The organism is Rhodococcus sp. CX (assembly GCF_015865005.1).
Taxonomy (GTDB): Bacteria; Actinomycetota; Actinomycetes; order Mycobacteriales; family Mycobacteriaceae; genus Rhodococcus.
In genome coordinates this window covers 17,772-31,679 of sequence record NZ_JADZGH010000070.1, presented here as the reverse complement: position 1 = coordinate 31,679, position 13,908 = coordinate 17,772, and the positions used below count along the sequence as shown (strand labels likewise).

11 protein-coding genes and 1 pseudogene are annotated in these 13,908 nt (G+C 67.9%); 10 read left to right on the top strand and 2 right to left on the bottom strand.

Annotated features, from left to right (window positions below; genetic code table 11):
• The 10 genes and pseudogenes from I0Q12_RS07700 to I0Q12_RS07655 form a co-directional block, all read left to right on the top strand.
• Positions 1 to 160: pseudogene (locus I0Q12_RS07700) on the top strand (cytochrome P450); the annotation flags it as partial.
• A gap of 132 nt (positions 161 to 292) precedes the next feature.
• Positions 293 to 1,090 carry an ABC transporter permease gene (locus tag I0Q12_RS07695; protein ID WP_197251374.1) on the top strand — a complete coding sequence of 266 codons (798 nt, stop codon included), beginning with the start codon at positions 293 to 295 and terminating at the stop codon, positions 1,088 to 1,090.
• Positions 1,091 to 1,945 (top strand): ABC transporter permease, encoded by an 855-nt coding sequence (locus tag I0Q12_RS07690; protein WP_197251365.1) that lies wholly within the window; start codon positions 1,091 to 1,093, stop codon positions 1,943 to 1,945.
• Between the two features lie 3 nt (positions 1,946 to 1,948).
• Positions 1,949 to 3,250 (top strand): MlaD family protein, encoded by a 1,302-nt coding sequence (locus tag I0Q12_RS07685; RefSeq protein WP_197251364.1) that lies wholly within the window; start codon positions 1,949 to 1,951, stop codon positions 3,248 to 3,250.
• A complete protein-coding gene (locus tag I0Q12_RS07680; RefSeq protein WP_197251363.1) occupies positions 3,247 to 4,284 on the top strand; it encodes an MCE family protein in 1,038 nt (345 codons plus the stop codon). Before I0Q12_RS07685 ends, I0Q12_RS07680 begins: the two co-directional genes overlap by 4 nt.
• A 6-nt stretch (positions 4,285 to 4,290) precedes the next feature.
• The gene (locus I0Q12_RS07675; protein WP_307846101.1) at positions 4,291 to 5,343 is read left to right on the top strand and encodes an MCE family protein; all 1,053 of its coding nucleotides are present in this window, start codon (positions 4,291 to 4,293) and stop codon (positions 5,341 to 5,343) included.
• On the top strand, positions 5,340 to 6,446 hold the full coding sequence (locus I0Q12_RS07670; protein WP_197251362.1) for an MCE family protein: 1,107 nt from the start codon (positions 5,340 to 5,342) through the stop codon (positions 6,444 to 6,446). Before I0Q12_RS07675 ends, I0Q12_RS07670 begins: the two co-directional genes overlap by 4 nt.
• On the top strand, positions 6,443 to 7,552 hold the full coding sequence (locus I0Q12_RS07665; RefSeq protein ID WP_197251361.1) for an MlaD family protein: 1,110 nt from the start codon (positions 6,443 to 6,445) through the stop codon (positions 7,550 to 7,552). Before I0Q12_RS07670 ends, I0Q12_RS07665 begins: the two co-directional genes overlap by 4 nt.
• Positions 7,549 to 8,835, top strand: coding sequence for an MlaD family protein (locus I0Q12_RS07660; protein ID WP_197251360.1), 1,287 nt, complete (start codon positions 7,549 to 7,551; stop codon positions 8,833 to 8,835). The genes I0Q12_RS07665 and I0Q12_RS07660 overlap by 4 nt, the downstream gene beginning before the upstream one ends.
• 56 nt (positions 8,836 to 8,891) lie before the next feature.
• Positions 8,892 to 9,515, top strand: a complete 624-nt coding sequence (locus I0Q12_RS07655; RefSeq protein WP_248676350.1) for a hypothetical protein — start codon at positions 8,892 to 8,894, stop codon at positions 9,513 to 9,515.
• A gap of 18 nt (positions 9,516 to 9,533) precedes the next feature.
• Here the strand turns inward: I0Q12_RS07655 and I0Q12_RS07650 are convergent, their stop codons facing one another.
• Positions 9,534 to 10,883, bottom strand: a complete 1,350-nt coding sequence (locus I0Q12_RS07650; protein WP_197251371.1) for a M1 family metallopeptidase — start codon at positions 10,881 to 10,883, stop codon at positions 9,534 to 9,536.
• On the bottom strand, positions 10,880 to 13,908 hold a 3,029-nt coding region (locus I0Q12_RS07645), incomplete at its 5' end, for a Pls/PosA family non-ribosomal peptide synthetase (RefSeq protein ID WP_231610219.1). The genes I0Q12_RS07650 and I0Q12_RS07645, both read right to left, overlap by 4 nt.

The window sequence follows — 13,908 nt, the reverse complement described above, 5'->3', positions numbered from 1 at the left end:
AGGCCGTGTCGCGATCGAGCGATTCCTCGACCGCACAACGACCCTGACCGTCGACGACTCCCACCACGGACCGGCCGGACATCGCACCTACCGGTACGAACCGACCTACATCCTGCGCGGAATCGCAGAACTGCACGTCGATTTCACTCCCGCCCACTGATCACACGGCCGACCGACGACGAAAGGCCACACCATGGGGATCCTTGGGGAAGGTGGCGGGGATCGGCGCAGTCCCGTCGACGTTGCCGAGGTCCGGCCGGAAACCTCGGCGGTCGCCGAGATCGACCGGTGGATGCGGAGCTACATCCGTCGCCATCCCGTCGCGGCACTGGAAACCGTCGGTGGGCAGTGTGTACTGGGTATCCGCGCGATCCAGTATCTGATCACCGACATTGCGGCACTTCGGTTTCCGTTCGCGGAGTTCGTTCGGCAGGCGGCGTTCATGGCTTCGGCGTCGGCGCTTCCCACGATGTTCGTGGCGATTCCGATCGGTGTCACCCTGTCCATTCAGTTCGGTCTGCTGGCAGGACAGGTCGGTGCGACCTCGCTCGCCGGCGCGGCCAGCGGTCTCGCGGTCATCAAGCAGGGAGCGCCGATGGTCGCGGCCCTGCTCATGGCGTCGGCCGCGGGGTCCGCGGTCTGCGCGGATCTGGGATCACGCAAGATCCGGGACGAGATCGACGCCCTCGAGGTCATGGGCGTCTCGGTGGTGCGCAGGCTCGTGGTCCCGCGTCTCGCAGCGGCGATCGTGGTCGGGGTCGCCCTGACCGGGTTGGTGTGCTTCGTCGGCTTCCTCTCGGGATACCTGTTCAACACGTTCGTCATGAACGGAACGCCGGGCAGCTTCGTGACGACGTTCGCATCCTTCGCGACCGTGGGTGATTTCGTCCTGACGATCATCAAGGCGATCGTCTTCGGGGCGATCGTCGCGATTGTGGCCTGTCATAAGGGGCTCGACACCCGCGGTGGGCCCGCCGGTGTCGCGAACTCGGTGAACGCCACCGTGGTCGCCTCGATCCTGCTCCTGATGATCGTCAACGTCGCCTTCACGCAGCTGTATGTGCTGCTGTTTCCACGTACGGGGTTCTGAGTGGCATCGCGATACTTCCCTCCCGGGACACGGCCGATCGTGAATGTCGTTGCGTCGCAAGCAGCGGTGGTCCAGCGCCTCGGCCACATGATCGGGTTCTTGGTTCGGGCGCTGGCGGCGATCCCCACGACGCTGCGTCACTACCGGAAGGAATTCCTGCGGATCCTGGCCGACGTGACGTGGGGCAACGGCTCGATCGTGGTCGGCGGTGGCACCGCCGGAGTGATCGTCATCCTCGGTGCCGCCGCCGGAGCGCTCGTCGCGATCGAGGGATACAACGCATTGCATCTGCTCGGCCTGGAATCGGCGACCGGCATGATCTCGTCGACGGCGACGACGCGTGAACTGGCGCCGATCATGGCGTCGCTCGCGTTCGCCGCACAGGCCGGCTGCCGGTTCACCGCGCAACTCGGTGCCATGCGGATCTCGGAGGAGATCGACGCGATGGAAACGCTTGCGATACCGTCGATTCCGTATCTGGTGACGACGCGGTTGCTCGCGTCGATCGTCGCCATCATCCCGTTGTATCTGGTGTGTCTGGCCGCGAACTACCTGACCGTGCAGATCGTCATCGGGATGTCCGGCGGCGTCTCGTCCGGCACCTACGACCACTATTTCCGTCTCGTTCTCAGTGGCCCCGACATCGTGTACTCGCTCTCGAAAGCCGTTGTCTTCGTGGTCATCACCACGACGATCCAGTGCTACTACGGCTTTTACGCGTCGGGTGGACCGCAGGGCGTCGGCACTGCTGCCGGCCGGGCGATGCGCTCGAGCATCTCCGCGATGATCGTCGTCAATCTTCTACTAACCGTCGCATTCTGGGGGATCAGCTCCGGAGCGAGGCTGGGTGGGTGAACGATGCCGATCCTGTTCGAGAGCGACGGACGCGGTCCGGGTCCGGCCCGGCTGTACCTGCAGGGCTTCGGGGCGCTCGTCGTGGCGGCCCTGCTGGTCGCAGGGCTCGTGGCGAAGACCGGTGGCGCATTCGACCGCACCTTCGACGTCACCGCAGCCCTGACCGAGGTGGGGGACGGGCTGCCCGCACGGTCCGACGTGAAGTTCCGCGGCGTCCTGGTGGGAACGGTGCAGAGTGTCGATGCCGCCACCGGCGACGGACCGAACGTCGTTCACATGGCGCTCGACCCGGCCCACGCACGCTCGATTCCGAGCACCGTCACCGCACGCGTCGTCCCGAGCAATGTGTTCGCCGTGTCGTCGGTGCAACTCGTCGACAACGGGGCGGCGCCCCCGCTTCCACCGAATGCATGGATTCCCCAGGACGAGAGTCTGGCGACGGTCCAACTCCAGACCGCGCTGACGAAACTGCGGGAGATTGCGGCGGCGACAGCACGTGTCGGCACCGAACAGACCCTGGGTGTCCTCGCGGCGGTGGCCCACGCCACCGACCGTCGGGGCGACGACATCGTCGAGGCGGGAGCACAACTGGCGCGGATCGTCCGGGAGGTCGGCGCGGTCGTCGAGCCCGGCGCGGGACCGTCGACACTCGACGCGCTGACCGGCGCAGTGGAAGGTCTGCACGAGTCGGCACCGGAGCTGCTCGACGCCCTGCACCATTCGATCGCCCCGATGCGGACCCTCGCCGAGAAGGACGCGGCACTCGCGGCGTTCCTGTTCTCCGGGGCGAACACGCTCGGGACGACGGGAACCGCCTTCGACAACAACACCGATCGGATGATCACCCTCACCACGCAGCTCACGCCGGTGCTCGGGGTTCTCGCCGACGGGTCGCCCTCGTTCTCGCAGATCGTGGTCAGCATGAACAGCATCTCCAGGAAGTGGTTCGAGCACTTCCAGCCGGACGGCCGGCTCAACGGGGTCGGCAAGTTCGTCTTCCAGTTCACCCCGCACCGCATGTACACCAGGGCCGACTGCCCGCGATACGGAGACCTCGCCGGCGCGAGCTGCGCAACCGCCCCCACCGGCGTCCCGCCGGTGCCCGGTTACACCCCCGACGCGTCGACGATGGTGAGCACCGAGCCGGTCGGCGGCAACGTCGGGCCGGTCGGGGGACCGGAGGAGAAGGAACTGCTCGACGCGATCCTCGGTGGCGACCTCAACGCGGCCGCGGAGATGCTCCTCGGCCCCCTCGCCCGGGGTGCGGTCGTCAACGTCGTACCCGAACCGGAGGCGCCGCGATGAGCTATCGCAAGCCGCTGATCGGACTGTCCCTGTTTCTGGTGGTGTGTTGCGCCCTGGGATGGACCGTGCTGGTGACACTCCAGCGCGGCGTGCAGGGGCCGACGGCCTCCTACAGTGCGGAGTTCACCGACGTCTCCGGGCTACGGGTCGGCGACGACGTGCGCATGGCGGGTGTCCGGGTGGGTCGCGTCGATTCGATCGCGCTCGACGGCACCACCGCGAAGGTGAAGTTCCGCATCGACTCCGGTCAGGTCGTGTACGGCAACACGAAAGCGTCGATCACCTACCAGAACATCATCGGACAGCGGTACCTCGGCTTGTCGCTCGGCGAATTCGGCGACCCACGGATACTGCCCGCAGGCAGTGGGATTCCCGTCGAGCACACCGAGCCGTCGTTCGACATCTCGGTGCTCCTCAACGGATTCGAACCACTGTTCAGCGTCCTCGACCCCGAGCAGGTGGACAACATCACGACCGCGATCATCACCGCGCTCCAGGGCGATTCGGGCGCGGTCACCACGCTCGTGGCGGAGACGACGCGACTCGCCGAATCGATCGCGGGTCCCGACCAGGTCCTCGGCGAGATCATCGGCAACCTCGACACGGTCGTCCACGACCTCGCGGTGCAGAGCGGCAACTTCGACACGGTCATCTCGCAGTCGCGGGCCATCTTCGATCAGCTGACGGCGCGGCGGGACGAACTCGTCGGATCGGTGGAACGGATCGGTGCCGTCGCCGACAGCGTGTCCACGATCGTCGCGGAGGTCCAACCCGACCTGCAGGAATTCCTCGCGCGGGAACCGGGTTTCGCGCAGCATTTCAACGATCACAAGGACTCCTTCGAGTACTTCGCCTTCAACCTTCCCGCATTGCTGAAAGGGCTCGCCCGGGTGAGCCAGGAGGGGAGCTACTTGTCCACATACCTGTGCAACTTCAATGTCACGCTCGTCCCGGCGCTGAGCAACGTCATTCCGACCGTCGTCGCGCAGGCCACGCCCGAGGGCCGGGTCACGCACTCCCCGGTCTGCAGGTGACCGACCGTGACCACCCAGCGCACCGCCCGCGGCGGCAGGTTCCGGATCCGGCCCATCGAAGAGTGCCGACCGGTGACCCTCGGCGCGATCACCGTCGTCGCAATCGCCGCTGCACTTGCGGCGACACTCCTGATCAGCTCCGCCGGATTCGGAAAACGCACGTACGAAGCCGAATTCGCTCAGGCGGCACAGATCGCGCCCGGCGACGGGGTCACGATCGCCGGCGTCCAGGTCGGTACGGTGGACGGAGCGCGGCTCGAGGACGACCACGTCGTGGTGACCATGAAGATCGACAACGGGGTCCCGCTCGGCGCCGATACCCGGGCATCCATCAAGCTGACCACGCTGCTCGGCGCCCGCTACATCGAACTGCGGCCCGCCGGAGAGGGCGACATTCCGGACGATCGGATCCCGCTGGCCCACACCGAGGTTCCGTACGACCTCATGGAGGTGCTGGCGGACGCGACCACGACCTTCGAACAGGTCGACGCCGGAGAACTCGGCGACACCCTCGCCGCGCTCGCCGGTGAGCTGAACGGTCTGCCCCCGCTGATGCCCCAGGCGCTCGCGAACATCGAGAGTCTGTCGGCGGTGCTGGCGGAGCGCCGCGACCAGGTGGGGTCGCTGCTGGAGGCGACCGGGGCGATGACCGGGATCGTGCGATATCAGCAACACAGCCTCGGCGCGCTGGTCACCAACGGCCGGGACATGTTGCAGGAGATCACGACTCGCCGGGAGATGATCGATCGGCTGCTCGCCGCGACCACGAACCTCGTGTCGGAGCTGCACACCCTCGTGGTCGAGGACCGGCCGGAAGTGGAACAGCTGATCGCGAGCCTGAACGAACTGCTGCAGAGCCTCGGCAACCACGACGATCTGCTGCGCAACACCCTGCAGATCCTTCCGGTCCCCTTGCGCAACTTCACGAATGCCAGCGGAACCGCGAACGAGGTGGACTTCTCCGCGCCCGCCGGCCCGATGATCGACTCGTGGATGTGCGCGCTCAGCGGCCGTGCCGTGGAACTGGACATGCCGGCCTACTTCCAGGAGTGCGAATGAGCCCGCTTCGGATCGTCGGCGCCGCTGCCGTGGCACTTCTCGTGCTCGCCGCGGGCTTCTTCGGACTCCGCGCGGTATTCGGCGGCGAGGAACCGCACACGATCACCGCTCGATTCGACAACGGTGCCGGGCTGTACGAGGGCAATACCGTCGCGGTCCTGGGAATTCCGATCGGAAAGGTCACGCGGATCGAACCGAAGGGTTCGTACGTCGAGGTGAGGATGGAGGTCGACGGCGGCATCGACCTTCCGGCCGACGTGCAGGCGGTGGCGGTGTCGACGTCCGTGCTGACGGACCGCCACGTGGAACTGACACCGGTGTACCGCGGCGGCGACACGCTTCCACGCAATGCGATTCTCGGACTCGACCGCACGAAGACTCCGATCGAGTTCGACCGGCTACTGGCCATGGCGGACAACCTGGCCGTCGAACTTCAGGGCGACGGAACCGGCGGGGGCCCCGTCGCGGACATCCTGGCAGCCGGAGCCGGCGCCACCGACGGCAACGGTGATGCGATGAGGTCGGCACTGTCCACCCTTTCGGACGCGCTGCGCCTGAGCGACGACGAGGGTGCGGGCACCGCGAACGAGATCACCAGGATCGTCGACGATCTCGCGGTCCTGACGAGTGCGGCCGCCGCCAACGACCGCGACATCCGCGAGTTCGGCGAGGCCATCCGAATGATGAGCGAGATCCTCGCCGACGCGAACCTCGGCACCGGCGACACCGGTTCGAAGATCAACGACATTCTTGTTCAGGCGAACTCGCTGCTGACCGACAATCGGGACGCGTTGAGATCCACGCTCACGAACGCGGAGACGGTCACCCGGTCGCTCGCGGACTATCGTGACCAGCTCGCCGAATTCCTCGACGTGACGCCGCTGCTGATGGAGAACGCGTACAACACGATCGACCAGGAGAACGGGGGAGCCCGCGTGCACGCACAGCTCGAGAAGGTCTTCTTCGACGGGCAGCTGGTCAAGGAGGTCTGCAACCGCCTGGGACTCACCCATCTCGGCTGCGCAACCGGAACCCTGCGTGACTTCGGACCCGATTTCGGTGTCGCGGGCATGCTCGAGGGACTGGCGGGACTGCCGAGATGAGAGGCCCACGGTTGCGGTTCGCGTTCGCCGGCATCTCGGTCGCCGTGGCGATGTCGACGGCGGCCTGCTCGACGGGGCTCGAGAACCTGCCCCTTCCCGCCCCCGGTGTCGGCGGCGACTCGTACGTGATCGCGGCGACGTTCGAGAACGCGCTGAATCTGCCGACGAAGGCGAAGGTCAAGCTCGCCGGTGTGGACGTCGGAGAGGTCGAGTCGATGCGTGTGGAGAACTACACGGCGGTCGTCTCCCTGCGCATCATGAACGGTGTGGTGCTGCGCGAGGGCACGACCGCCGAACTGCGGTCGGCGACTCCGCTCGGTGACGTCTTCGTCTCGCTGCAGTCGCCGGACGATCCGTCGGCGGACGCCGCCGTCCTCGGCGAGGGCGACACCATCCCGATCGAAGCCACCTCCGCCGCGGCAACCGTGGAGGAACTTCTCGCAACGTCGTCACTGCTCGTCAACGGCGGTGTCGTCCGGAACCTGACGAAACTGGTCAACGGCCTCGGTTCGGCGGTGGACGGCAAGGGGGACCGCATCGCCGAACTGATCCACGAGTCCACCCGGCTCGTCGGCGATCTCAATTCCCGGTCCGAGGAGATCCGACGATCCCTCGAGCAGACGAACGGTCTCGTCGCGACGCTCTCGGATCAGCGTTCGACGATCAACGATGCGGTCGTCGCTGCCGGTCCCGCACTCGACGTGTTGTCCGAGAACACCACGGCGGTGGTCGATCTGGTCTCCCAGGTCGCCGCGATCACCGACCGGATCGGTGAGTTCCCGTCCGTCCAGGGAACCGACACCCGCAGCATGATCGCCGACATCAACCGGGTTGCAGCCGAACTCGACAGAGCAGCGGCGCAGCCGGGGGTGTCCCTCGATACCGTCAACCGGATCCTGGCGCCGGTCATCAACATCACGAGCGGTACGTCCGCGCACACCGACGCCGATCTGGAGCAGCTGGCGCTCGGTGCCGTCCCGGTCCCCGGCCACACCGGTGACCCCGGCAGCAGGCTGCCCGACGGCACGGACTGGACGGCGTTCGTCGGCACGTTGACGTACACGATCATGCGACTGCAGACCAAGTTCGGGGTGGTGCCGGAATGACGGCCGCCGACGGACGGAACGCAGTCCTCGAAGGTCCTGCCCGCGCACTGGTTACGGGTGTGCGCTACGCGTCGGCGCACCGCCTCGGGCTGTCGGTGGCGGCCCTCGCCCTCACCCTGGTTCTCGGCGTCACCTACCTGATCTTCGGTGTCTTCCACCTCGATCCGGCCGACCGGAAGATCCACGTGCGGGTGAACCTCGGGGATTCGGGAGGGCTGCTGCCCGACCGCAACGTCACGTTGCGCGGCGTCCCGGTCGGGCGGGTGACGTCGGTGGAGCTCACCGACGAGGGCGTGGTCGCGGTCGCGGCGATCGACTCGTCGGCGCAGATCCCCGTCGGCGGAGAGGTGCGGGTGGCGGGACTGTCGCTCGCGGGGGAGCAGTACCTCGACTTCCGGCCGGCCTCCGACGGCGGGCCGTTCCTCGTCGACGGCGCGGAGATCGCTGTCGGCGAGACGTCGACCCCGGTCCCGTTGTCCACGCTCATGGGCAATCTCGACGGCATGCTCGCGCAGATCGACCCCGATACGGTCCGGACCATCGTCGACGAGCTCGGCATGAGCGCGGAGGGTCCGGACAAGCTGGCCGATATCGTCGACGGCGGAACGTTTCTGATCTCCACACTGGCTTCGGTGCTGCCGCAGACCGTCAGCGTGCTGAACACCAGCAAGGTCGTGCTCGGGACACTCTCGGACAGTGCCGCCGGTCTGGCCGCGACCTCCCGGAATCTGTCGGCGACGCTCGAAGGGATCGAGTCGAAGGACGCGGGATTCCGGCAGTTCGTCGACGGTGCGCCGGCGACCCTGCAGTCCGTCGACACGCTCTTCGCGGACAACTCGCCGACGATGGTGCAGTTGCTGGGTAATCTGGCCACGACCGCGCAGATGGCCTACCTCCGGGTACCGGCCCTCCACGAGTTCTTCTTCCCGGCCACCCGCGGCGGGTCGACACTCGACGCGTTGGGGACCGCGTTCCGCGACGGTGGTATCTGGGCGTTCGTCAACATCTATCCGCGGTACTCGTGCGACTACGACCTGCCCCGGCAGTCGCCTGCGCTGTCGAACTTTCCGGAACCGTACCTGCACACCTACTGTCCGAATCCCGATCCGTCGACCCTGGTCCGTGGAGCACGCAACGCGCCGCGACCGGCGGGTGAGGAAGGCGGTTATGCGCCGCCGCCGGGCGTCGATCCGCTGCAGCAGGCGGATCCGACACCGATGGGGCCGTTGTCTCTACTGCTCGAACCCGGCGGCCCCGATCCCGGCGACCCGGGGGTGCGCTGATCCGATCACGGCTGCCGACGCAGCGACCAGGCCCGACAACGAGAAGGAGAACCGACGTGAGCAAGAACAGCCGGACGGCAGCGGCCGTCGTCGAGCGCGAGGATGCCGACGAGAAGGCCGAGAACTACGTCGTGAACGAGAATGCTGAAACCGGCGACGCCGCAACCGAAGACGCTGCGACCGGCAAAGCGGTGCCGGGCAAGGATCGGGGACGCCTCGCGCTTCTCGCCGCCGTGCTGGTGGCGGTCCTGGCGGTCGTCGCCGCCGGCGTGCTCGGCTGGAAGTGGAATCAGGCCGACGCCGTCGACGACGCCTCTGCCGCAGCGCTCGACGCGGCACGGCAGTACGCGGTCGTGCTGACCAGCGTCAGCTCGGACGACCTCGACGCGAATTTCCAGGCCGTGCTGGACGGCGCCACCGGCAACTTCAAGGACATGTATGCCCAGTCGAGCGAACAGCTTCGGCAGCTGCTCGTCGACAACCAGGCCACCGCCGAGGGCGTCGTGATCGAGGCGGGCATCAAGTCCGCGACGACCACGAAGGTCGAGGTGCTGCTGTTCGTCGACCAGACCGTCACCAACGCCGTGACACCCGAACCGAGACTCGACCGCAGCCGCGTCGTGATGACGATGGAACTCGTCGACGGCCGCTGGCTCGCCTCCGACGTGGTGCTGCCCTGAACTCGGGCGCGCGGACGTTCAGGCGTCGGGAAACGGAGGAAGCGCCCGCTCGTGGAGCCAGGAATCCCACAGCGGCCGTAGCGGTTCGTCGGTGAAATGCGCTGCAAGACCGACGAACTGCTCGGTGGTCACGTTCGAGTGCCGATGCTCCGCGGTCCAGGTGCGCAGCAGGGAGAAGAAGCGGTCGTCGCCCAGCTGCCGGCGCAGCGCGTGCAGGGTGAGGGCGCCGCGCTTGTAGATCCGGTCGTCGAACATGTCCTTCGGGCCGGGATCGCCGAGCAGGATGTCCTGGGGTTTGCGCGCCAACCCGCGATGTGCTTCCGCCGCAAGGGTATGCGCGGACGGGCCGGTCGAATTCTCCGCCCACAGCCATTCGGCGTAGCACGCGAAACCCTCGTGCAGCCAGATGTCGCGCCAGCGCGTGAGGGTCAGGCTGTTGCCGAACCACTGGTGCGCCAATTCGTGTGCGACAAGCCGTTCTTCGCGGCGGCGGCCGTCGCAGTGGTTGGCGCCGAAGATCGACAGGCCCTGCGCCTCGATCGGGATCTCGAGGTCGTCGTCGGTCACCACGACGGTGTAGTGCGCGAACGGATACGGCCCGAACAGGCGCCGGAAGACCTCCATCATCTGCGGCTGACGGCCGAAGTCGACGTCGAATTCCTCCCGCAGTCGCGGGGGATGCACCGCGACGATCGGAACCGGGGACGAGCACACCTTCCGGGACTCGTAGTGCCCGATCTGCACGGTCGCCAGATACGTCGACATCGGTTCGGGCTGCTCGTACACCCACGTCGTCCGGCTGGCCTTCGTGGTCTTGCGCAGCAGCGTGCCGTTCGCGACGGCGTGGAACGGAGAATCCGTGGTGAGGGTGATCCGGTAGGTCGCCTTCGACCCCGGGTGGTCGTCGCACGGAAACCACGACGGGGCACCGTTCGGCTGGCTCGCCACGAGCGAACCTTCCTCGAGTTCCTCCCAGCCGACCTCCCCCCACATCGAGTGGCGCGGCGTCGGCGTCCCCGAATAGTTCACGGTGACGGTCAGAACCGCCCCGGCCGGGATCTTCTGCGCCGGGGCCACGGTGAGCTTGCCGTCGCGGTGGGTGTACTTCGCCGGTCGCGCACCGTTGACCGACACCTTCGACACCCGCATCGTGTCGACGAGATCGAGCGCGTACTTGCCGCGCACATCGGTCGTGGTGGCGATGATCGTCGCGCGGCCGGAGAGCCGGTTCGACGCGACCTTGTACGTCAACTCCAGTTCGTAACGGGACACGCGATATCCGCGGTTGCCGCTCGTCGGCAGATAGGGGTCGAGCGGACGGTCCGGACCCACGGGAGCAACCGGCTTGGCCGCCTTGCCGGACTTCATCGGGGCGACCAATCCGCGGGCGTCGTCCACGGGGCGATGGGATTGCCCTGCCAGCGGGTCGACGCGGGGACGACATCGCCGCGCATCACGAGCGAGGCCGGGCCCACGGTGGCTCCGGCGCCGATGCCCGACGCCGGCAGCGCGACGCACTGCGGGCCGAGCGTGGCTCCGTTCTCGAGGGTCACGGTGTCCATGGACATGATCCGATCATGGAACAGATGCGTCTGCACCACGCACCCCCGTTCCACGGTCGCTCCGTCCTCGAGCGTCACCAGATCCGCCTCCGGCAGCCAGTAGCTTTCACACCACACGCCGCGGCCGATGTGCGCGCCGAGCGCCCGCAGCCACAGATTCATCACGACGGTTCCGGTCGCCGGGCGGGCGAACCAGGGCGCGGCGACCATCTCGACGAACGTGTCGGACACCTCGTTCCGCCACACGAACGAACTCCACAGCGGATGTTCCACCCGGCCGATCCGCCCGACCACCAACCATTTCGCCGCCACCGAGATTCCGCACGCGACCGCACCGGCGATCATGAGGACGAGACCGCCGAGCAGCAGGGCGAGCGGATATCCACCGACGGCCGCGAGCGCGTTCAGTGCATACAGCACACCGAGCCCGATCCCGAACGTCACCATCATCGGGACGAGCCGGAACGTTTCGACGCATCCCCGCGCGACCTTCAGTTTCAGTGGGGGAGCGAACGTGCGGGTCGCATCGGAGTCGCCCGCGGAACGGCGCAGTCGGACCGGGGGACTGCCCAGCCACGACGACCCGGACTTGGCTTTCGTCGGCGCTGCGGACAGCACCGCGACGAGACCGTGCTTCGGTACCCGGCGTCCTGGCGCGGCCATGCCCGAGTTGCCGAGGAACGCGCGCTTGCCGACCTTCGCGTGGGAGATGAACAGCCAGCCGCCACCGAGTTCGTAGGACGCGACCATGGTGTCGTCGGCGAGGAACGCCCCGTCGGCGACCTTCGTGAACTTGGGGACCATCAGCACGGTCGACGCCTCGACGTCCTTGCCGATGTCGGCGCCGAGCAGACGCAGCCAGATCGGGGTGAGCATCGAGGCGTACAGCGGGAACAGGAACGTGCGTGAGGAGTCCATGAGCCGTTCGGTGGCCCACACCTGCCAGCCGACGCGGCTGCGCACCGGGTGCCAGCCCTCGGTCATGCCGAGCGACAGCAGTCGCACCGCTGCGACGGTGAGCAGTGCGAACACGAACATGGTGAGCAGCCCGGCCGCGGGCAGCATCACGAGGGACCGGGCGACGGCCTCGGGCAGCGTCGCGGTGTCGCTCACCCACCAGCCGATCAACGCCACGCCGGCGCCGATCGCGACGAGCGGCAACCCGGCGATCAGCACCGAACTCGCACCGAACACCGGCACCCACGCCGGCGCGCGGCGGGGTGCTTCGGCCGGCCACGGATGCGAGGCCTTTCCGACCTTCACGGCGGGGGAGCCGGCCCACTGCTGTCCGGACTTGACGCGCCCGAACACCGCGGATCCGGCCTCGACGACGGCGTTCTTGCCGATCTTGCACCCGGGATTGAGGGTGGACCGGGCACCGATCGATGCGCCTGCCCCGATCCGGATCGTGCCGATGTGCACCACGTCGCCGTCCACCCAATGACCGGACAGGTCCACCTCGGGTTCGATCGAGCAGCCGTCACCGAGTTCGAGCATCCCGGTCACCGGCGGCAGGCTGTGCAGATCGACGCCGCGGCCGACCTTCGCACCGAGCGCGCGGGCGTAGTACAGCATCCACGGGGCACCGGACAGGTTCGCGGCCCCGCTCGCCTCGACCAGCCGCAGAGACGACCACAGGCGCAGATGCACCGAGCCGCCGCGCCGATACGTGCCGGGCTTCACGCCGCGCAGCAGGATCCGCGCGCCCGCGACCGCGATCGTCATGCGGCCGAGCGGGGTGATGAACAGCAGCACACCGAGCGCGACCCACCACCACGACAGGGTGACGGTCCACGGCACCGAGACGACGGTCGCGAGCACGTTGTTCAGCACGGCCAGCCACGTCACCCACTGCATGCCGGTCAGCGTGGTCAGCGGGACGGTCGCGGCGATCTGCGCCAGCTGCGCGGACCGCGGTGTCGGTTCGACGCTCCGGGGAGCGACGGTTTCGGTCGGGGCGAGCTCGTCGAGGTACAGGGCGAGCGAACCGAGCCGCGGATGGTCGTACAGTTCCGCGACGGTCATCTCCGGATAGCGTTCGCGCAGGGCCGTCACCAGCTGTGCCGCCGACAACGAGCCGCCGCCGAGTTCGAAGAAGTCGTCGTCGAGGCCCTCCACGCGGGCGCCGAGCAGCGACATCCACAGGCTGGCGACCCATTCCGCGGTGGGGTCCAGTCCGAGTGACTCGGCGGACTCGGCGTCGGCGCCGGGCAGCGGCCACGGCAGCGCGTTCCGGTCGACCTTGCCGGACGTGCGGGTGGGTAGTTCGTCGACGAGCGCGAGTCGCGGGACCATCGCGGCGGGAAGTTGCTCGGTGAGCAGGTCGCGCGCCGAGGCGACATCGAAGTCCGGGTCGGTGCTGGCGATGTAGCCGACGAGCATCGCGTGCCCGGCCGCGGTCTTGCGCACGGCGCAGGCGCCACCCGCGACGCCCGGCAGGTTCTGCAGGGCGTTGTCGATCTCGCCGAGTTCGATGCGTCTGCCGCCGATCTTGACCTGGTCGTCCGCGCGACCCTGGAAGAGCAGGCCGCGACGGTCGAGGGTCACCAGATCGCCGCTGCGGTAGGCGCGTTCCCAGCCCAGGGTCGGCATCGGCGCGTATTTCTCGGCGTCCTTGGCGGGGTCGAGGTAGCGGGCCAGGCCGACTCCGCCGATGACGAGTTCGCCGGTGGCGCCCTCCTCGACGGGCACACCGTCGGCGTCGACGACGGCGAGGTCCCAGCCGTCGAGCGGCAGGCCGATGCGGATGGGGCCGGTGCCGTCCATCCGGGCGGCACACGCGACCACGGTCGCTTCCGTCGGCCCGTAGGTGTTCCATACCTCCCGGCCGG

Excerpts from the sequence above, each read along its gene's own strand:
- I0Q12_RS07685 (WP_197251364.1), top strand. The coding sequence starts at position 1,949 with ATGCCGATCCTGTTCGAGAGCGACGGACGCGGTCCGGGTCCGGCCCGG.
- I0Q12_RS07670 (WP_197251362.1), top strand. The coding sequence starts at position 5,340 with ATGAGCCCGCTTCGGATCGTCGGCGCCGCTGCCGTGGCACTTCTCGTG.
- I0Q12_RS07660 (WP_197251360.1), top strand. The coding sequence starts at position 7,549 with ATGACGGCCGCCGACGGACGGAACGCAGTCCTCGAAGGTCCTGCCCGC.
- I0Q12_RS07680 (WP_197251363.1), top strand. The coding sequence starts at position 3,247 with ATGAGCTATCGCAAGCCGCTGATCGGACTGTCCCTGTTTCTGGTGGTG.
- I0Q12_RS07650 (WP_197251371.1), bottom strand. The coding sequence starts at position 10,883 with ATGAAGTCCGGCAAGGCGGCCAAGCCGGTTGCTCCCGTGGGTCCGGAC.
- I0Q12_RS07695 (WP_197251374.1), top strand. The coding sequence starts at position 293 with ATGCGGAGCTACATCCGTCGCCATCCCGTCGCGGCACTGGAAACCGTC.
- I0Q12_RS07665 (WP_197251361.1), top strand. The coding sequence starts at position 6,443 with ATGAGAGGCCCACGGTTGCGGTTCGCGTTCGCCGGCATCTCGGTCGCC.